At 65.2% G+C, this 18,671-nt stretch carries 16 protein-coding genes and 1 pseudogene; 9 read left to right on the forward strand and 8 right to left on the reverse strand.

The genetic code is table 11. The features are described from left to right. Window positions 1-354: 354 nt before the first annotated feature. Window positions 355-2,028 carry a carboxylesterase/lipase family protein gene (locus GOPIP_RS06825; RefSeq protein WP_138944084.1) on the reverse strand — a complete coding sequence of 558 codons (1,674 nt, stop codon included), beginning with the start codon at window positions 2,026-2,028 and terminating at the stop codon, window positions 355-357. Then, a complete protein-coding gene (locus tag GOPIP_RS06830) occupies window positions 1,952-2,458 on the reverse strand; it encodes a flavin reductase family protein (RefSeq protein WP_006368851.1) in 507 nt (168 codons plus the stop codon). The genes GOPIP_RS06825 and GOPIP_RS06830 overlap by 77 nt, the downstream gene beginning before the upstream one ends. 183 nt (window positions 2,459-2,641) lie before the next feature. On the opposite strand from GOPIP_RS06830, the gene GOPIP_RS06835 reads away from it, so the two are divergent. Together GOPIP_RS06835 and dapA are read left to right on the forward strand one after the other, a co-directional pair. Beyond that, window positions 2,642-3,577 carry an ornithine cyclodeaminase family protein gene (locus tag GOPIP_RS06835; RefSeq protein WP_006368852.1) on the forward strand — a complete coding sequence of 312 codons (936 nt, stop codon included), beginning with the start codon at window positions 2,642-2,644 and terminating at the stop codon, window positions 3,575-3,577. After that, window positions 3,574-4,515: a 4-hydroxy-tetrahydrodipicolinate synthase gene (dapA, locus tag GOPIP_RS06840; protein WP_006368853.1), complete on the forward strand. Its 942-nt coding sequence runs from the start codon at window positions 3,574-3,576 to the stop codon at window positions 4,513-4,515. The genes GOPIP_RS06835 and dapA overlap by 4 nt, the downstream gene beginning before the upstream one ends. A gap of 64 nt (window positions 4,516-4,579) precedes the next feature. On the opposite strand, the gene GOPIP_RS06845 is transcribed toward dapA, so the two are convergent. Continuing rightward, window positions 4,580-5,362, reverse strand: a complete 783-nt coding sequence (locus tag GOPIP_RS06845) for an IclR family transcriptional regulator (protein ID WP_006368854.1) — start codon at window positions 5,360-5,362, stop codon at window positions 4,580-4,582. Between the two features lie 211 nt (window positions 5,363-5,573). Between GOPIP_RS06845 and GOPIP_RS06850 the strand changes: the two genes are divergently transcribed. From GOPIP_RS06850 to GOPIP_RS06865, 4 genes are read left to right on the forward strand one after another with little or no spacing between them, the layout of a single operon-like run. Then, window positions 5,574-6,437, forward strand: a complete 864-nt coding sequence (locus GOPIP_RS06850; protein WP_006368855.1) for a fumarylacetoacetate hydrolase family protein — start codon at window positions 5,574-5,576, stop codon at window positions 6,435-6,437. After that, on the forward strand, window positions 6,430-7,002 hold the full coding sequence (locus tag GOPIP_RS27985; protein ID WP_006368856.1) for a carboxymuconolactone decarboxylase family protein: 573 nt from the start codon (window positions 6,430-6,432) through the stop codon (window positions 7,000-7,002). Before GOPIP_RS06850 ends, GOPIP_RS27985 begins: the two co-directional genes overlap by 8 nt. Next, window positions 6,995-8,362, forward strand: coding sequence for an FAD-binding oxidoreductase (locus tag GOPIP_RS06860; protein ID WP_006368857.1), 1,368 nt, complete (start codon window positions 6,995-6,997; stop codon window positions 8,360-8,362). The genes GOPIP_RS27985 and GOPIP_RS06860 overlap by 8 nt, the downstream gene beginning before the upstream one ends. Before the next feature lie 28 nt (window positions 8,363-8,390). Beyond that, window positions 8,391-9,536 (forward strand): LLM class flavin-dependent oxidoreductase, encoded by a 1,146-nt coding sequence (locus GOPIP_RS06865; RefSeq protein WP_006368858.1) that lies wholly within the window; start codon window positions 8,391-8,393, stop codon window positions 9,534-9,536. A gap of 115 nt (window positions 9,537-9,651) precedes the next feature. Here the strand turns inward: GOPIP_RS06865 and GOPIP_RS28200 are convergent. The 3 genes and pseudogenes from GOPIP_RS28200 to GOPIP_RS06880 all read right to left on the reverse strand — a co-directional run. Then, window positions 9,652-10,140 (reverse strand): annotated as a pseudogene (locus tag GOPIP_RS28200) (fatty acid desaturase family protein); the annotation flags it as partial. Between the two features lie 302 nt (window positions 10,141-10,442). Next, window positions 10,443-11,051, reverse strand: a complete 609-nt coding sequence (locus GOPIP_RS06875; RefSeq protein WP_006368860.1) for a hypothetical protein — start codon at window positions 11,049-11,051, stop codon at window positions 10,443-10,445. Window positions 11,052-11,171: 120 nt separating this feature from the next. Then, window positions 11,172-12,113 carry a Fic family protein gene (locus GOPIP_RS06880; RefSeq protein WP_006368861.1) on the reverse strand — a complete coding sequence of 314 codons (942 nt, stop codon included), beginning with the start codon at window positions 12,111-12,113 and terminating at the stop codon, window positions 11,172-11,174. Window positions 12,114-12,895: 782 nt separating this feature from the next. Here GOPIP_RS06880 and GOPIP_RS29010 point away from each other — a divergent pair. From GOPIP_RS29010 to GOPIP_RS06890, 3 genes are all read left to right on the forward strand, one after another. Further along, window positions 12,896-13,066 (forward strand): hypothetical protein, encoded by a 171-nt coding sequence (locus GOPIP_RS29010; RefSeq protein WP_006368863.1) that lies wholly within the window; start codon window positions 12,896-12,898, stop codon window positions 13,064-13,066. 193 nt (window positions 13,067-13,259) lie between these two features. Continuing rightward, window positions 13,260-14,354, forward strand: a complete 1,095-nt coding sequence (locus GOPIP_RS27990; protein ID WP_050955239.1) for a site-specific integrase — start codon at window positions 13,260-13,262, stop codon at window positions 14,352-14,354. After that, window positions 14,351-16,129: a hypothetical protein gene (locus GOPIP_RS06890; RefSeq protein ID WP_006368865.1), complete on the forward strand. Its 1,779-nt coding sequence runs from the start codon at window positions 14,351-14,353 to the stop codon at window positions 16,127-16,129. Before GOPIP_RS27990 ends, GOPIP_RS06890 begins: the two co-directional genes overlap by 4 nt. A gap of 342 nt (window positions 16,130-16,471) precedes the next feature. Here the strand turns inward: GOPIP_RS06890 and GOPIP_RS06895 are convergent, their stop codons facing one another. Together GOPIP_RS06895 and arr are read right to left on the reverse strand one after the other, a co-directional pair. Next, window positions 16,472-18,136, reverse strand: a complete 1,665-nt coding sequence (locus GOPIP_RS06895; RefSeq protein WP_006368866.1) for an FMN-binding glutamate synthase family protein — start codon at window positions 18,134-18,136, stop codon at window positions 16,472-16,474. A 105-nt stretch (window positions 18,137-18,241) separates the two neighbouring features. Next, window positions 18,242-18,670, reverse strand: coding sequence for an NAD(+)--rifampin ADP-ribosyltransferase (arr, locus tag GOPIP_RS06900; protein ID WP_006368867.1), 429 nt, complete (start codon window positions 18,668-18,670; stop codon window positions 18,242-18,244). Window position 18,671: the final 1 nt, after the last annotated feature.

Genomic DNA, 18,671 nt, shown 5'->3' on the forward strand with positions numbered 1-18,671 from the left:
ATCGCCGCAGCCACATCCTGGCGACTCTTCGCTGCCGCCAACGCCTCGACCACAGCGACAGCGTCAACCTCAGTCAACACCTCCACGATCACTACCCCTATCGAAACCGATCTGTCTCGATGGAGTAGCCGATCGACCATCAACCCGTATACGGCATCAACACTCGACAGCGGAGCCAAGTCCCACCCACACACAACTACTTGGGGCTAGCCGATCGGGCCTCCCGCAGCGTGGGCGAGACTAGTGACGTCCACATTCGCAAACACCGTGTCTGTTCGGTTCCACGGTGAAAGTCAAACTCGTGAACATTTGACACTCGGGATTGCGAAGATGACCACTGGACCAAGGCTCGGATCAGGCCGTCCAGCCGTTGAGGTCGTCGAGCAGCGCCATCTTTTCGGCGTCATAGCCCGTCTCCCCCACCTCGATGCCGACGTTCCACCGCATTGTCGACGGGGTGCGCCGATCGAATGTCGGCCACGCCGGAACGCCGTCGCCATTGGGGTCACCCGTAGCGACGAAGTTGACCAGAGACGACATCATCGCCGCCGACAGATCCCGATCAGCGTCTTCCCAGGCCCATGAAGGGCGAGCCCGCTCGAGAGCGCCGAACGCGTACAGGACGTCGGAACCATGGAATGCGCCCGCGTAGCTGGCCTCGATCACGTCGTCGGCCGGAGCGATCGGCGGCCGACGCAAGAAGCGGAAGTGCCAGAGCGGCGACACACAACCAGCCTCGTGGCTGCGCGCGGCTGCCCAAGTTGACCAGTTGAAGATGCGGTCGGCTTCGAGGTCCCAACTGGCGCTCCGCGCTCCCCCATTGTCGGACGCCGGGTAGAGCTCCCATGCGCGATCAGCGGCGTCACCGAAGGTCGCACGCAGATGCTCCCGATAGGCGCTGAGCGTGGGGAGATACGGCAGTCCCGAAGCCTCGTTTCCCACATCCCCCAGCAGGAAGGGTACGTCGTGGATCCGGCCGCTCTGGTACGCACGCATCGGAGATTCGAGCAGAACATGCCCATCGATCAGGGGGTACGCTCCGTCGAACAGGTGCAGACTGACCTCTGCACCGGGCGCCAGGTCGAAGTTCCACGATCCGTGCGCCCGGGGAAGTAGTACTGCGTCGATCTGGTGGGGTGACAGCGCCCGCATTGCCGCCGGATCTCGAGCTCCCAGCGTCTCCATGATCTCGGTGCCAGCGGCCTCCCCTGCCGCCAGGGTTTGCACTCCCGCAGGATGGCCAGGCCCCTCCAGGTCCCGCGCGAGACCGGGACCGCTGTGCGCGATCGCCTTATGGAACAGGCCGACCGCTAGGGGCGACGCGCGGAGCACGTGCACTGAGTTGGCGCCGGCGGAAACGCCACCGATCGTGACGTCACCCGGGTCTCCGTCGAACGCCGCGATGTTGCGCTGCACCCACTGCAAGGCGGCGATCTGATCCAACAGTCCGTAGTTGCCGGAAGCCCCGTACTCGGACTCGGCCGAGAGTGCCGGGTGCGCAAGGAATCCCAGACGACCTAGCCGATGATTGACCGTGACCACAACGCAACCTGATCGAGCCAACCGCTCTCCGTCGTACATGGGATTGGCTGCGGATCCGAACTGGTAGGCGCCGAAGTGAAACCACACCAGGACGGGGCGCGGACCGGTCCCCGCTCTCGGCGTCCAGACGTTCAGCGTTAGGCAGTCCTCGCTGAACTCGGCCTCGCCCCCGAAATAGAGGGAGTTCGACGGGGGCGCCGCCTGTGGGGCTGCGGGACCGAACCGGAGCGCATCTCTCACGCCGGACCACGAGTGCGCAGGACGCGGTGCCCGCCAGCGAAGTTCGCCCACCGGCGGCGCTGCGTAAGGCACGCCCAAGAAGGATCGCACGCCGTCGGCGCGGATGTGCCCACGGAGTGCGCCGGTCTCGACCGTGACAGTGGTATGAGTCATTTGCGTGGCCCGCCCGTCAGGATACCCGTGACAGACAACGGAACTCACGACGGTGATACACCGTCGGGTCCGCATCCTCGAGATCCACACCATCGACCCGGCCGATCAAAATCGTATGGTCGCCTCCAGGTAGTTTGTCGAATGCCGAACACTGAAGCGTGACACTCGATCCCGCGAGAAGGGGCTGACCCGCCTCGTCAAGCGTCACACCCCCTATGAACTTGTCCGCTCCTCGCGTCGCGAACAGCATCGCCAATTCGGCCTGGCCGTGCGCAGCGACGTGAATGTTCCAGCGGTCGGCCTCCAGAAAGGCCTCATGACACTCGGCCTTCTTCGCAATGCATACGAGAACCAACGCCGGGTCCGCGGACAGCGAGCAGAAGGAGGTCGCCGTGAAGCCACGAGGGGCACCGCTGGCGTCCGTCGTCGTCACGATCGTGACGCCACTCGGAAAGCGCGTCATCGCATCACGGAAGCGGTCAATGTCGATCTCGACATGGGGCTGGGTTTCGTTGGAAGTCATGAATCTCTCCAGAACTCGAATGGTGAGGGCTGACGGCCGGACGGACAGAGCCCCGTCGGGTCACTCGGACCGCCACTGGTGATCGCCGTCACATCACGCTACAATCCGTCGTAAGGAATGTCCATACCGTAATGCGGGATGACGTCCGACCATCCTGGAACGCATTGAATCGAGGAACCGACCGTGCACCAACCTCCCTGGCTCAGCGAGAACGACGTCGACCGCGCCGTCGACGTCCGAGACGCGATCCCCGCCGTCGCCGCGGCCATCGAACACGAAGCTCGAGGACTAGCCGGGAACATCGCGAAGACGATGACCACGTGGGATCCCGCCAGCGCCGCTCACGCCCTGGGCGGCTTCGACCATGCGACCGCCAGGGTCGCATTCAAGACCTGGGTCAACACCCCCGTCGGCGCCGAGTCGCTGCTCAGCCTGTTCGACGCCACCAACGGCCGCATTCTCGCTCTCATGCAGTCCGTCACGCTCGGTGTCATCCGGACTGCCGCGGTGTCTGGCGTGGCCACGGACCTCCTCGCCGACCCCGGCGCCGACGAGCTCGCGATCATCGGCAGCGGCCGTCAGGCGCTCCGCCAGGTCGCCGCCGTCGCGGCCGTCCGTCCGCTCCGCCGTGTCCGGGTGTGGAGCCCTACCCCGGCAAGCCGCGCCGGCTTCGCGGAGCAGATCTCCGCCGAGCTCGGCATCGTCGCCGAAGCCCTGCCCAGCCTCGAGGCGGCGGTCGCCGACGCGCCCATCGTCACGGTGGTCACTCGGGCTCGAGAGCCGTTCTTCCCGCGCGGAATCCTTGCGCCTGGCGCGCACCTGAACGCGATCGGCGCCATCCTTCCGCACGCGGCGGAATTCGACAGTGCGCTACTTGCAGATTCCTCGATCACGGTGGTGGACAACCTCGAGAACGCGCGTCGCGCGTCGCGAGAGCTCATCGAGTTCTACGGCGACGACTTCTCGCCGGTGCAGACCCTCGGCGATCTCATGACCGGTGCCGCTGCTCGGCCGTTGTCGCCCGCATTGACCGTCTTTAAAGGCATGGGTATGGGCCTTGCCGATCTCGCCGTCGCGAACGTCGCTGCGGCCAACCACGAAGGAGTACCGACCGCATGAGGTTTCGCAGCACACCCGAGTCGATCACCGGATCGATCTCGCCGTTGATCACCCCGTTCGCCGACGACCTCGGGCTGGATCTCGGGAGCCTCGCCACGCTGACGCGGTGGCACCTCGACAGCGGGACGCACGGCGTGTCCATCGGCGGGTCGACAGGCGAGCCCAGCTCTCAGACGGTCGCCGAGCGGATTGCCGCCATCCGCGCCGTCGCCGATGTCGTTGACGACGCCGTTCCCTTCCTTGCCGGCACCGGCTCCGCCAAGCTCGACGAGACGCTCGAGCTAACGGCGGCAGCAGTCGACGCGGGTGCTGACGCAGCCCTCGTCATCACCCCGTACTACGCGCGGCCCACCCAGGAGGCGTTGTTCCAGTGGTACTCAACGGTCGCCGCCGAGTTCCCCGACATGCCGATCGTGATCTACAACGTCCCGTCACGCACAGCGGTCGACCTCGCACCCGAGACCGTGGCGCGACTAAACCGCGCGCACGAGAATATCGTCGGCATCAAGGAGACCACGCGCGACTTTGAGCACTTCTCCCGTGTCCTACACGCCACGGGCCGCGACTTCCTCGTATGGTCCGGCATCGAGCTGCTCTGCCTTCCGCTCATGGCACTGGGCGGACGTGGCTTCATCAGCGCAACCGCAAATCTCGCACCGCGCGCTGTCGCAACGATGTACGAGCGATGGGAAGCAGGCGATTTCGACGGTGCACGCGACATCCACTACGCGTTGCATCCACTCACAGACCTACTGTTCGTCGAGACGAATCCTGCGCCGGCCAAGTGGGTCCTTGAGCGCAAGGGCCTCCTGGCCTCGGGGGCGGTTCGCCCGCCGTTGATCACACCGACACCCAAGGGTCTCGACAAGATCGAAACGCTGCTCGAGCAGGCACAGCCCGCACTGGCGCTTGAGCGGTTTCCCGTTCCATCGGCCTAACTCACCGGCTCCCACACCGGACAGGCCCGCACCGGATTCCGCCGAAGCCGGTGCGGGTCTCCGCCTACTGCGCGCCGAGAGCAACCGAGATCTCGCGCGCGCAAGTGCGCAGCGCCTCAGCATCGGCGGACATCGCCTCGGCAGTGAGGCGGCCGACCGGGCCCGCGACGACCAGTGCGGCCACGATCGCGCCACGCCCGTCGAGAATCGGCGCAGCCATTGTCGAGACGTCGGGGTGCACGCGATTCGCCCCCTCCTCGGGGAGCATCGAGAGCCCGGTGTCGCGCGTTCGCTCGACATCGGCGAGGAACTCTTCCAACTCCGCGTGCTCAATGTCGGGATACCAAGCCTCGACCATGGCTGTCACCGAGTCCGGTTCATCATCCGCGAGCAGCACCCGCGTACCCGCCGTGAGGTCGGCCATCACGACCCGGGTGCCGATCTGCAGGTACTGCCGGATCGTGTACGTCCCGTCGGAGCAGGCGACACACACCTTGGAGTCGCCGGTACGCGTCCACAGGGACGTCGTTTCCATCACTCGCTCACGTAGATCATCCATGTAGGGCTGGGCAATGGAGGCGATGTCCACTTGCTCCGCTCGGCGCTGTGCCAGCTTCGTCACCCCGACTCCCAGGCTGTACCGCTTGGTCAGCGGATTGAACTCGAGAAGGTCACCGTGCGCGAGCGTCACCGCGATCCGGTGCGCCGTGCTGGCGCTGCAGCCGAGTTCGTGAGCGAGCGACTGCATCGTCTGAGGACCCCGTGCCGCAGCGAGCACCTCCAATAGCCTGACCGCACGCTGCACCGACTGGACCCCGGACTTCCCGACGGAATCCTGACCGTCCATCGACGTATCCCTGCCCGTTTCCAACGACATCGTGCCCGCACCGCCTCCCGTGGTTCTTCATGGAGGTTAGCCGCCCCCAGAATTGGCTTCATCATATCCCGCCCAGCGGGTTGCGCTTCCCGCCACACGGATCGTAGAGTGTGACGTGTCACATATTCGTGGGCAATTGTGGCTCGCTTCATTCCTACTTAGCCGATCGAGGTCCTCACTCATGCGCTTAGCAACCCTGCGTGTCGCCGGCCGCACCCGCGCCGCACGCGTCGAATCGGATGGTGGTGCGATCCTCCTGGACGCGCCTGACGTCGGAACCCTGTTGCAGCACCCCAATTGGGAAGATCTCGCCCGTGCGGACGGACCCCGGGCGGACTTCGCTCCAGAGGACCTCGCTCCGCCGATCACGCTCCGCTCGGCGAAGGTCTTCCTCGTTGGATTCAACTTCGGCTCGCACGCAACTGAGCTCGGCCGCGAGCAACCAGCGTATCCGTCAATCTTCGCGAAATACCCCGAGAGTCTCGTTGGCGCACACGACCCCATCGCCCTGCCGCACCACAGCCTCAGCGTCCAAAATGACTGGGAGGTGGAACTGGTCACGGTGATCGGCACTGCAGGTCGGCACATCCCCATCGCGGACGCCCCGCGGCATATCGCCGGATACTGCGTAGGCAACGACACGGGGGTTCGCGACTGGCAGTTCCGCAACCGGCCGCCCCTAATGGGGAAGGCGTGGGAGGCGATGACGCCGATCGGGCCCTGGCTGACCACGGATTCAGGCCCGGTGGACGCCATGCGGCTGACCACCGACGTCGACGGCGAGCGGGTGCAGGACGGCCTCGGCGCCGACATGATCTTCGACCCCGCGACCGTCATCTCATATCTCAGCACCGTCATCACCCTGCAGCCAGGGGACATGATCTTCCTCGGAACCCCGCCCGGCATCGCGCTGGGACAGGAACCCGCGCCGTGGCTGCACCCCGGCCAGACTCTCACCACCGCAATCTCCGGCCTCGGCGAACTCCGCAATCTCTGCGTCGAGTCCCCGGCCCCCGCCACCTCAGATTGGACGATCCATGGGTGACCCCACCACCGCGAAGCCGATCTCACCTCTGGCCTTCGAGGACTTGAGCCTCGCATCGCAGGATCTGCTCCGCCCCCGCTACGAACGGTTGGGCTACCTGGGCGAGATCTTCGGCGTACTCGGCAATGATGACGCCGTCCTGCGCGCATTTGTCGGATTCGCTGACGCCTCGGCTTCCCCAGTTGACCAGGACGTCCGCGAAGTGGTCGCACTGGCCATCGCCGCCGCAACCGACGCAGAACCCGAACTGTTCCAGCATGAACGACGCGCCCTACGGTTGGGGTTCACCTCCGACGAGATCGCCGCGATCGAGACTCTTGACCCGGATCACTCGGACCTGCGCGCCGGAACGAGGGACGTCCTCGCCGCATCCGCAGCGGCTGCGCGCGGGGACTGGGCCGGCGCGCGGGCGGCACTCGCCAAACTGAGTACCGCTGCCGGTCCGAGCGTCGCAGCCGGCGTCCTCCTGCAGATCGGCTACTACCTCATGGCGACGTCGATGGGACACATCCTCGCTCTCACACCGCCGGTCACATCGATCTTCGGGGGACAGTCCGGTGACTAGCGTCATCGACATCGGAATCGGAGCACTCGTCGACGAGCTGCCGTCCGACCTCGTCATCACCGACCCCGATATCACCGCCAGCTACGCGCGCGACCAGTCAAGATTCACGTCTTGGAGTGTTCCCGCGGTAGTCCTCGCACCGCGCAGTACCGCGGAGGCATCCCTCTGTCTCACCGCGGCGCATCGACACTCTGTGCCGGTCGTGATCCGCGGCGCTGGATCCGGCCTAAGCGGGGGCGCAAACGGCGCGTCGGGGGCGGTAATGGTGAGCACTCATCGCCTAAAGACGATCGTCGACATCGACGCCGAAGCGCGGCTCGCCACCGTGCAGGCTGGCGTGGTGACCGCCGACCTCCGGGCCGCGGCGGGAGCCGTCGGGCTCCACTACCCGCCGGATCCGGGCAGCGTTGAGATGTGCACCATTGGCGGCAACATTGCGACGAATGCCGGCGGAATGTGCTGCGTGAAGTATGGCGTCACGCGCGACTACGTTGCCGCACTCACCGTGGTACTCGCCGACGGCACGATCATGCGAACCGGTCACACGACGCGAAAGGGTGTGGTCGGCTACGACACGACCGGACTCATCGTCGGATCGGAGGGGTCACTCTGCATGGTCGCCGAGGCTACGGTCCGATTGGTGCCGGCGCCGGCACCACCGACGACCGTCCTCGCGACCTTCGATGCTCTCGTCGCCGCGGGACGCGCCATCGTCGGAGTCCACCGCTCGGGTACGCCCTTCTCCATGGTGGAGATCCTCGACGGGACCACGGTACGCGCGGTCGAGCACCACACTGGCATGGATCTCGCGGGCGTGAATGCACTGCTGCTCATCCAGTACGAAGGCAACATGCCTCAATCGGCGCAGGACGAGTTGGCCGCGATTCTCTCGGCCAGTGGAGCCACCGATGTCGTGACCAGCTCGGACCCCCAAGAATCAGACATGCTCCTACAGACCCGCCGGATGGCACTCCCCGCACTCGAGGGGCTCGGCGACTGGCTGCTCGACGACGTCTGCGTGCCCGTACCGCGGATCGTCGAACTGATCGCAGCGATCGAACATATCGCGGACCGACGAGGCCTGACCATCGGTGTGTTCGGGCACGCGGGGGACGGAAACCTGCACCCAACGATCATTTTCGACGCCAGCGACGCGGAGGCCGCCGGCGCCGCTCACGCGGCGTTCGTCGACATCACCGACGCGGCTCTCGCCCTCGGTGGTACCGCATCAGGCGAACACGGCGTGGGGCGACTCAAACGCCCCTGGCTGATTCGCGAACTCGATCCGGCGGACCTCGCGCTCCAGCGCCGCCTCCGCGCCGCCTTCGACCCCGAAGGCATGCTCAGCCCCGCGGGTTGAGTCCGGCCAGCCCAACGAAGGAATCCCCATGAAGCACCGCCCCACCAATGCTGACGAGCTCCACCTCGGCTACTTCTTCCCTTCAGGAAAGACCAACTTCCTGTACTCGGACGAAGCGGCCCGCCGCACCCCGGAAATGACAAAGGCCAACCTGATCGCGCTCGCACAGGCGGCCGAGCACACCGGCTTCGACTCGCTGTTCATCGCTGACAACTGGTCAGGACACCAGCGAGCGGCGGAGCTAGCCGGGCATCAGTCACCCGCGTACCATGCACCGTTGCTCGCGATGGCCTTGCTCACCGCTACTGAGCACATTGGCGTGATCTCTACGTTCCACACGACTCACCACAAGCCCGCCCACGTCGCCCGCATGGGGGCGACACTGGACGCGTTCAGCGAGGGTCGTTGGGGCTGGAACGTCGTCACCGGTTTCAGCGCCGACGAGGCAGCGCTCTTCGGCGAGGAATTCGTCGAGCACGACAAACGCTACGACATGGCCAGCGAGTTCACCGACATCGTGATCCGCCTCTGGAACGAGATCGAGCCGATCGACGTCAACGGGGACTACTACCAGGTGCGCGGCCGGATCAAGAAGCCGCGCACAATGCAGGCGCCGACGCCCCTCCTCGTGAGTGCGGGCGCGTCTCCGGCTGGGACGGCGTTCGCCGCCAGGTTCTGTGACCAGCTCGTGACGCTCGCGTCCGACGAGGAGGCGCTGCGCGCCGTCGACGCCCGGCTTTCGGAGGCGACCGCCGCGACGGGCCGGACCGTCGCCACCTGTCCGTTCGCGATCGCACTGGTTCGCGACGAGGAGGGGCGAGCAGAGGAAGAGTGGGAACGGCTGCGTGCGTCGATTAATCCGGAGGCCACGAGGGAGATCGCCGCCGATGTGCTCGGTTCCATCGAGTCCTCTCGCGCTCAGTATGCGAAGATGGGCGACGAGCAGGCCACAATGGCCTTCGGTGGTGCTGGCTCCATGCTCAAGCTGATCGGCACCCCCGATCAGGTGGCCGAGAAACTCGTCTCCATCAAGAAGAACACAGCGGCGTCGAACATCCTGATCAACTTCCCACTGTGGAGCGCGCAGGAGATCGAGGGCTTCGCCCCGGTCGTCGACCGCCTCCGCGACGCCGGAATCTGGACACCTCCCGCGGCCCGCGACTACTCGTGGTGATGACATCGGAACGGTGAGCGGTCACCAGGATTGCGGACATAGTCAGACAGCCCGCGACCTGGTGACGCACGCCGCGCGAGTCGTCCAGGTGGTCCGCATCATCAACCGGTGGCGACTGATTCCGCGTGACCCGGATCGTCTTGAAGCCCACGTCGTCGTCCATGTCCAGGACGTTCGTGTACTTGTGGTGCACGTAGTTGTGGGTGTGCTTCCACAGGCGCGACGTGCCCGCGTGGTCCCACTCCCACGTCGTCGAATGCACCTCGGGATCGTTCATCCAATCCCACTGCCCGTGCATGACGTTGTGCCCGAGCTCCATGTTCTCGATGATCTTCGCAACGCCGAGGGTGGCCGCGGAACCCCACCAGAAGCCCCGCTTGTGCGCCCCCAGCAGCATCAGCCGGCCCGCTACCTCGAGCCCGCGCTGAGCGGCGATGGTGCGCTGCAGGTACTGCACGTCGGTCTCGCCGCGCACGGCCTCGATGTCGCGCCGGATCGCATCCAACTCCGCGCCGAGCGTTTCGACGTCGGCCTCCGTGAGGTGCGCGTACTCGGGGACCACCTCGCTACAAGACACGGTGACCCTCGCGGTCGACGAATTCATCGCACGCATGCACGAGGTCGAGGGATACAGCTCGGCGCTCCAAGCAGCGGAGACCAATCAACAGCGCCGAGCAGGCATCCCTGCGGTCGTGCCGGTATCCCCGGCATCTCCCGACGAGCGCGAACCTCCCCCCGAATGACCCTCTCAGGGCAGCTCAGTGCGACGCTCGACGGATCGGGACTGGGGCGCGAGGCCGGCAGACGTGGGGGATAGACCCATTCGGCGGCCAGTGAGCGAGGCCCATGCCCTGGTGCGCACAGTGATCGGCGGCCCCTGGACGCGGGCGGTCCGGACCAGGTGCGTCACAGTGGCCCGGCTGGATGTCGCCCGCAGCGGCCGCCGGGGGTCGGTGTGGGGCCGCCGCAGAACGTGCACCTGTTCTCGGATTCCTCTTCCGCCCAGTCGATACGCGCGTATGCCGCGTCGGCGACCGAGTCGGGCGTGTGGTCTGGCAGGTTGATGTAGAGGCGGAGCCCGTGGTGCTTCTCCTTGATCGCGGTCACTGTGTACTGCGGTTCGAGTTCGACAAGGTCCTGGTGGAGTTGCATGACGAGCGCGCACCAACCGGAGGGAATTCGAACTCGCGGGCGCCCCGGGAGGGTGTCGGCGAGTTCATCGGCGGCGGGTTGAGCCGCTGAGATCTGCGTGATGGGTGCTGACCGCACCACGTGACGGCGCTGCCAAGGGTCTGAACGTAAAGAGCACTGGAGTACGAACTGATCACCTACGCGGGGCCACTCAATAACCTCGCTGATCAGATAGTGGGTCGGGTGGTCGTCGAAACCGCGTTGAGTGTCCGGCCACGGTAGTGGCCGCCGTTCGTGTGTTCCCGCGTCCAGATCGAGGATGTGGATTGCGTCCTCGGTGTGGATCTTCCAGCGGCCTGTGCCTGAAGGGACGAGTTCGTTCATGTGCTTAGCCCCTCTCGTTGGAGACAAACGTGCGATCGGCGAGAATCCTCGGATCCTCATGGGGTCGCCTGAGCGTGGCAGACCGGGCGGGATTGGTCGACTTGCGGGGATCGAGTCGGGCTACGCGTCCGGATCGGTTCGGCGCCCTATTGCGTCGGAGAGAAGTTCGAGCTCGTTCATCACGTCCACTGCCGCCCAAACGCGGTCGCGTTTGGATTCGGAGATGACCTCGAGGATCCCGGCGTTGGTGAGCTTGTTCAGGGCTCGGTAGGTGGCTGTATCTGATGAGCCGGTGATCTCTTGCGCCGTGTCGGCGGCGAGTACGGGGCGTGCGAGTAGTGCGTCGATGAGCGACTCCTCCGACGAGCCGGATCGCGGGTTCGCGAGGGTGCGCCAGTATGCGGGCATCTGCTCGAGTTGGTCGGCGGCTTTGTCGGCTGTAGCGCAGGCCAGCATCGCAGCGTCTGCTACGTAGGTGACGAACGCTGCAGCATCGCCTCGGCGATACGCGCCGAGTGTGGCGAAGTAGGTGTCGGTGTCGGCGAGCATCACGGAGGCGAGGGGGACGGTGATCTTCCGGGTGAGGCCGCGCCGCCGGAGGATTGCGCTGATCAGTGCGCGGCCGATGCGGCCGTTGCCGTCGGTGTGGGGGTGGATGCTCTCGAACTGTGCGTGAGCGATCGCCGCCTGCGCGACGACGGGTACGTCGGTTCGCGCGACGAAGGCGATCAGGTCATCGATGAGGCCGAGCACCAGCTCCGGAGGTGGTGGCACGAACAGTGCGCCGCGCGGTGTGTAGTCGGACCCGCCGATCCAGTTCTGGACCGTGCGGAAGGTTCCGGCCGTGCGTGCCTCGGCGACGTTGCCTTCCATCAGCTGGCGGTGAGCGCTGAGCAGGTCGGCGGCGGTGATCGTTCCGGTGTCCGCTGCAGCGATCATCGTCGCGAGTGCCTGCACGGCCGCGAGCTGTGACTTCGCCTCGCTACCTGCTTTGACGCCGGCGATGGCGAGCCCGAGCTGTCGCCAGCCGGCGTTGACGTGCTCGATCTTGGATGAGGCCACGGATTCGCTTCGCTTCGCAGGAGGAAGTCACCGAGCGGAGCGAGCGCCTCTCCTCGGCCGACATCGAGCCGCGTAATCGCGATGGTCGCGTTTTCGCAGGCCAGCAGTACGGCGGAGTCTGCCGCGAAAGTCTCAGCGGCGATGAGCGGAGGTATCGCGGTGGTGACCTGCGTGAACAGGCGATCCTCACGATTGCCTGCGCGGTTCGCTGAGACCCATGGTCGAACCTCGAAGCTGTGCGCCGGCCACATGGGTAGCCCCTCCCGTGGTGTCTTCAGTTGGGCAAAGTTGACTACGGCCAGCTGTGTCGAATGTTAGTACAGTGAAGCTGGATTAATGCAGGTCAGAGGTCACGAACTGCGTTGCGTGCGGCGGTCCGCTGGACCGTGAGGGCGGTTCTAAGGTTGACGCGACCGAGTCGTGGCGAACTTTGAGGAGGTCAAGTGGGGCTACGGGGCTTCTTGCTCCCAGATGTCGTCGCCTCGATGGTTTGCGTCGAGTTTGACGACACGCCCTAGGCTCGCACGGGACTTATGTGATGCCTGTCACAAGATCTTTTGTGGGGCCAATTGCGAATCATCCCATCGGCACTCATGCCGCCTGGCCTGCCGACATGAAACTTGTGTGACTGCAGTTGTTACCACCCATGACAAGGATTTCTGAAAAGTCGATCTTCGCGGTCAGAAGTGCTGTGATTGGCAGGTCAGTTTAGGCGCGGAGCTCGAAGTACTGTTTGTTCCGCGCGCCCGGGGAGATCCGGGAGCACCCGGGAGAAGGTTTGTATGGCTATCCAGCGCGAGAAGGCCAAGCGTGTCCGGGTGGAACTGCAGCTGGACCCCGATGTCGCTGAGCGGCTTCGGTCGATTGCTGCAGATGAGCAACGGAATGTCTCGGTCGTGGCGCAGCGGCTACTAGTGGCGGCCATCGATGCCGATGAGCGGGAGAAGGAGTGATCAGCAGGAAGAGATAGTGCGGTAGCGACATGCGCCACAGGCGCTGACATACCGGAAGCCCCGGGCTGGTACCCCAGGGCCTCCGGAGCGGACTGGATCCGCAGATGATCACATTTTCGATCCTCATAAGGAGGACCATGTTTATTTCAACGTACCCAGGTACGACTGTCAAGCGCTGCGCGCGGTGTGTCGGGTGGGTGATGCCCTGATGGTTCGCTACAAGGCGCACCGCGCGCAGCTGGCGCTGCCCGGTATTGCACCAGAGCCGGACGACCTGCCCGATTCGGTAGTCGGACCGCGCACCATCGGTCGATTCACCGGAGACCCGCGGGGATGGGTGCCCGCCGGACAGGAGGAGAGGTTCGAGCGGCTGTCGAAGGCGACGAGCACGGTGGGGAACCCGGATCTCCGGGAGTCGGCAGCGAGGATTGGCGCTGCCCTGGTGTGTCGGCTCAAGGAGGGTACTGAGGCGAACGATATGTCGCATGTCCAGCACGTCATCAGGTTCATCGCTGGGTATGTCGAGCCGCCTCTGCCGATCGACGTCCAGTCAGTGTTCCGTCGGTCAGTGGTGGACGGATATATCAATCACCTGATCGCAACGGGACGCGAGCGGGGCGCCCGGCAGAACCAGTATCTCTACTACGCAGTCGGCCGGCTGGTCCATCCCCGTGAGTACCCGTTGTCAAGGGCGGCGAGCAAGAAGCCGAAACGCCGTACTGCGGCACCGGCGAGCGACACGTTGATCGCGGACTGGTATCGCACCGCCGCATCCCTGTCGGGCGAACAACAGCGGCGCGCGTACGTGAGCCTGGATCTGGCCCTTGGTGCGGGGGTTCGTCAGGGTGAGCTGTCGCGAGTTCGGGGCACGTCGATTTCGTCGACGACCTACTTCGGCCGTGAGCATGCTGTGGTGACCCTTCCCAACCGTGCGGGCGGAGTGCGCCATGTACCTGTGGTTGACGTCGCGCGTTCGGAACGAATCTTGCAGCGTGCCAAAGAGGTGGGTGACGCGAGCATGATGACTCCCGGCATCGGTCCCACGGACCGCAACTTCGGCAATCGTCTCAACGAGTACCTTCGCAGGCACGGGCACACGTCGATCGACTTGCTCGCTGCACGGGAGCGATGGATACACGACCTCGCGAAGACGGTCCCAGCGTGCCTCATGGTCCAACTCGCCGACGTGAGCACGTTCGCATCGATCAAGGACCACCGGCCGTCGTTTCCGATCTACGGTATCCGCGCCACGTTGGTCGCTCTCGATGGACGGGGGGTGCCAGCGTGATCAGCACCTTCCGTCCTACGCTCACGGTGTCGGAGTCGCTGTTCGCCGAGGCGGTCGGAGTGATCGATCGATCCGGCGCTGACCGTCTGATCGATGAGATCCATCAGCAGTCGGTTGGGCCCGGAGGTCGACGAGCTGCCGGAGTCCGGTACACGATTCGAGCAGTGCTGGTATCGGCACTGCTATGCGTGATGCTCAAACGTCCTCCCACGGTTGCTGGCATTCTCCAATTGATCAGTGACTTCACCCCGAAGCAGCTGGCTGAAGTCGGCATGGACGGGCAGGATCTCGATCCTGTTCGGACCAGTTCGCGTACCGAGTACGCCCGGCTCCATGCATTCCTCGCCAGGAGGCTGGCGCCGATCGACCCCGACCCGGACTTGCCAGCACGGCGCATCACCAACGAAGAGCATCAGCAGATCGTCCGCAGGCGGAGTCGCGAACAGAAACAGGCATCGCATCACGCAGCCGAGCTGCTCTCGAAGGTGGCCAACAGCCTGGTGGCTGGCTCAGTCCTGGACCGCGCACCCGAGGGATGCGCAGGCGATCTCGTCGTGGACGAGTCGATCTTCGACCTCGCCACGAACATGACCGGCCTGGGCGTCGCGAGCGATAAGCGGCGTGGTGCCACTCCTTTCGCCAAGCCGTATGGGCGTGACCGCAGTAACAAGGTCCGCACCGACGGTCAGAAGGCTGCTCTCACGAAGAGCGGAGTAGGTATTGGCCTCACAGCGCTCACGCGGATCGGTGAACCCAACCGTATGCACGGCGTAGCTCCCGTCATCATCGGCATCGACGTACACCCCCCGACATCCGGGGACGCTGGCGCGGTCCTCCGGGCGCTGGCACATGCGAAGGAGAACGGACTGACTGCGCGCAAGGACGGCACCCGAACGCGCTGGCCCTATCTCACCGTCGACATGGGATACAACTCCAAGCGAGGCTTCGCCGACTCGATGGTGCGCGAACAGTACGCATACGTGGGGCGGTACCCAAAGCACTGGATCATGATTCATGACAGCCTGCCCGCCACTGAAGGCGGCCGGAAACCCGGGCCAATCATGGTCGCAGGGGACTTTTACTGCCCTGCGATAACCGACATTGCAGAGAAGGTCACGGTGCCGCCAGGGCGAGAGATGTTGGCGTCGAAGCCGCCCGGATTCGCAGACCACGACCGCCGCCTGCAACGGACTCTCCCGCTTCTCATGGGAAGGAACTCGCGGCCAGTTCACGGTGTGATGCAGCGGGGCCAGCCGTCCGACATTCGCCCGAAAGCGCCCGAGCTCGTCAAGACGCAGCTCGTTTGCCCGGCGGCGTTCGGCCGCGTTCGTTGTCCGCTCCGACCGGAGTCGATGGATATCCACGGAGATGTCCCCACGCTCGAACCAACGTGGACAGCGGACCAGTACTCGTGCTGCGACAGCCCAGCAATAACCGTCGGGCTGTCTCCGGATCAGCTCAGGATGGCCCAGTTCGGGCTAACACCAGGTTCGTGGGAGCACATGGTCTACTTCGAAGCCGCTCGAGCGCTCACCGAGCAAAGGTTCAGCATCCTCAAGTCGAGATCGGTAACCGGACTCTCAGACCTGACGTCGGGGCCGCGACGACAACCGATGATCGCGATCACACTCGCACTCGCAGTCGTAGTGGCCAACCTCTCGGCGCAGCGAAGCCACGCTGAGAGACGACCGCGCGGCGAGTCCATCAACCGCCGGATGCGACAACTCCAGGCAGACCTCGGATACCCACCGACCAGAACACCACCGCGCACGTAGATAGTTACCTGAGTGGCCGGCCCAACCAAGTTGGGCCGGCCACTCGTCGTATGACCGTAGACAAAGTAATCGTGGGAAATCTGACCCCCACCAGAAGGCAAGGAGCCAGCTCGCCCGCTCCCGCGCGAAGGGCCAACCGCACCACCGCGACCGCGGGTCGAACTCGCGGCCCCCAAGATGCCCCACAGCTCCCGCTACAGGTACTCCAGGTCGGAGTCCGGCCGCGAAGTAATCGTTGGAATTTCGGCACTTAATCGTTGGAAATCCATCCCGGAATGTGCGATTCACGTGCATTCGAGAACCGCTCACCACGGATCGACACATAACGGTGAGTATGACGTTTCACCCGGATTCCGGGTGCTTCGTCATACTGATCGATTTTTTTTCACCCGTGGTGCACGCCGAGGTCCACATCCGGCTGCCCACATACGGCCGAAACGAGTCCGCATCCGCGCGCTCCCAGTCCGCCCGCCACGACGCCGGCGGATCGGCCAGCAACACCCCCTCGTCGAGCCATTCGAAGATCTCGGCGTAGGAGCGCTGATCGGTCGCCGACAACCGCTTTCGCAGCATGTGCGGGCTCAGTTGCGCCGGGTCGTCGACGCCCATCGATGCCATGATCCGCATGGCCTGGGCGACGGTGGCCTCCTGATAGTTGAAGACGCGTTCGCTCTTGTCGGCGACGTCGAGGGCGCGGGCACGCCGCGGGTCCTGGGTGGCGACGCCGACGGGGCAGTGATTGGTGTGGCAGCGCTGCGACTGGATGCATCCGACCGCCATCATCATCGCGCGGGCGGCATTCGTGTAGTCCGCACCCTGGATCAGTCGTTTGACGATGTCGTTGCCGGAGGCCACCTTTCCGCTCGCACCGATCCGGATGCGGTCGCGCAGCCCCACGCCGACCAGCGCGTTGTGCACCGTCATCAACCCATCGGTCAGGGGCAGGCCGACGTGATCCTCGTATTCCAAAGGCGCAGCGGCGGTTCCGCCTTCGGCACCGTCGACGACGATGAAGTCCGGGGTGGCGCCCTCGGCGAGCATCGCCTTGCACATGGCGAGTACGTCGATCCGCGAGCCCACGCAGAGTTTGAAACCCACGGGTTTGCCGCCCGACAACTCTCGCAGCCTCGCGACGAAGCGGATCAACTCGCGCGGCGTCGAGAACGCCGAGTGAGCGGCCGGACTCACGCACTTCTGTCCTTGCGGCACACCGCGATAGCGGGCGATCTCAGCGGTCACCTTCGCCGCCGGGAGGACGCCGCCGATACCTGGCTTGGCACCTTGGCTCAGTTTGATGTTGATGGCCTTGACGCGCTCGTCGGCGGCTTTCTCCGCGAACGTGTCGGGATCGAAATGCCCGTCGGCGGTGCGGGTTCCGAAGTAGCCGGAGCCGATCTCCCAGAAGACGTCGGCGCCCTGGAGGTGAAACGGTGTCAGCCCGCCTTCGCCGGTCTCGTGGACGAACCCGCCCTTCATCGCGCCTTTGTTCAAGGCGCGCAGCGCATTCGCCGAGAGCGCACCGAAGCTCATCGACGACACGTTCAGCAGCGCCATGTCGTACGGGCGGGTGCAGTCGGGCCCGCCGATGCGGATGCGAAACGGCTCGGGCGGATTCTCGATCGGGGCGGTCGAGTGGACGAGGTACTCGTAGCCGGGCCGGTCGATGTCACGCTCGGTGCCGAAGGCGAGTTCGGCGGCCGTGCCTTTGGCGCGTTCGTAGATCAGCGAGCGGGTGTCGCGGTCATAGGGCCGGCCGTCGAAGTTCCGCTCGACGAAGTACTGCTGCATCTCCGGGCGCAACGCCTCGAGCAGGAACCGCATGTGGCCGAGCACCGGATAGTTCCGCAAGATCGAATGCCGGCGCTGCGTGATGTCGTAGACGGCCACCACGGCGACGGGCACCAGGATCACCGCGGCGACGATCCACGCCCACGACCATTCGACGGCCGCGATCACCGCGGCCACCGCCGCGACAACGAGGACGGCTACTGCGACAAACCGGACCATACGGTGCTCTCTTCTCCGGGCACACCATTTGCAGCCCAACCGGTTTCGGGCTGACGGCGGCCTGGCACGAGTCTAGCCGTCGCAGCGGCCCCCGCCCGCAGACGATCAGTCGTAGATCACCGCCGCGCCGCGTCGGCGCAGATCGGCCAGGCCGGCGCGCCTGGCGTCGATCAGCTCCGGAGAGTGCCCCACCCAGTCGGTCAGTTCGCCGACCACCCGCACCGGTTCTCGCGAGCGGAACGAGCGGGTCGGGTTGCCGGGGAACTTCTTGTCGGTCACGTTCGGGTCGTCCTCGACGGGTCCGGTCGGCTCGACGAGGTAGATGCGGCCCGGTCCGTCGCCGAGAGCCAGCTCGGCACCCCACGCCGCGGCGTCGAGAGTCCGCGTGAAGTAGATGTGGTTGGCGATGCGGCCCTCCTCGTAGTTCGAGCCGTATCCCGGTACCAGGAGGTCGCCGACGTTCAGCGCGGCCTTGGTGCCGTGCAGGTAGGCGCCGGAGTCGTGCACTTCGAAGGGCGTCGGAGCATCGGTCATC

Origin of the sequence: Gordonia polyisoprenivorans NBRC 16320 = JCM 10675, assembly GCF_000241325.1 — a bacterium.
GTDB classification, from domain to species: Bacteria; Actinomycetota; Actinomycetes; order Mycobacteriales; family Mycobacteriaceae; genus Gordonia; species Gordonia polyisoprenivorans.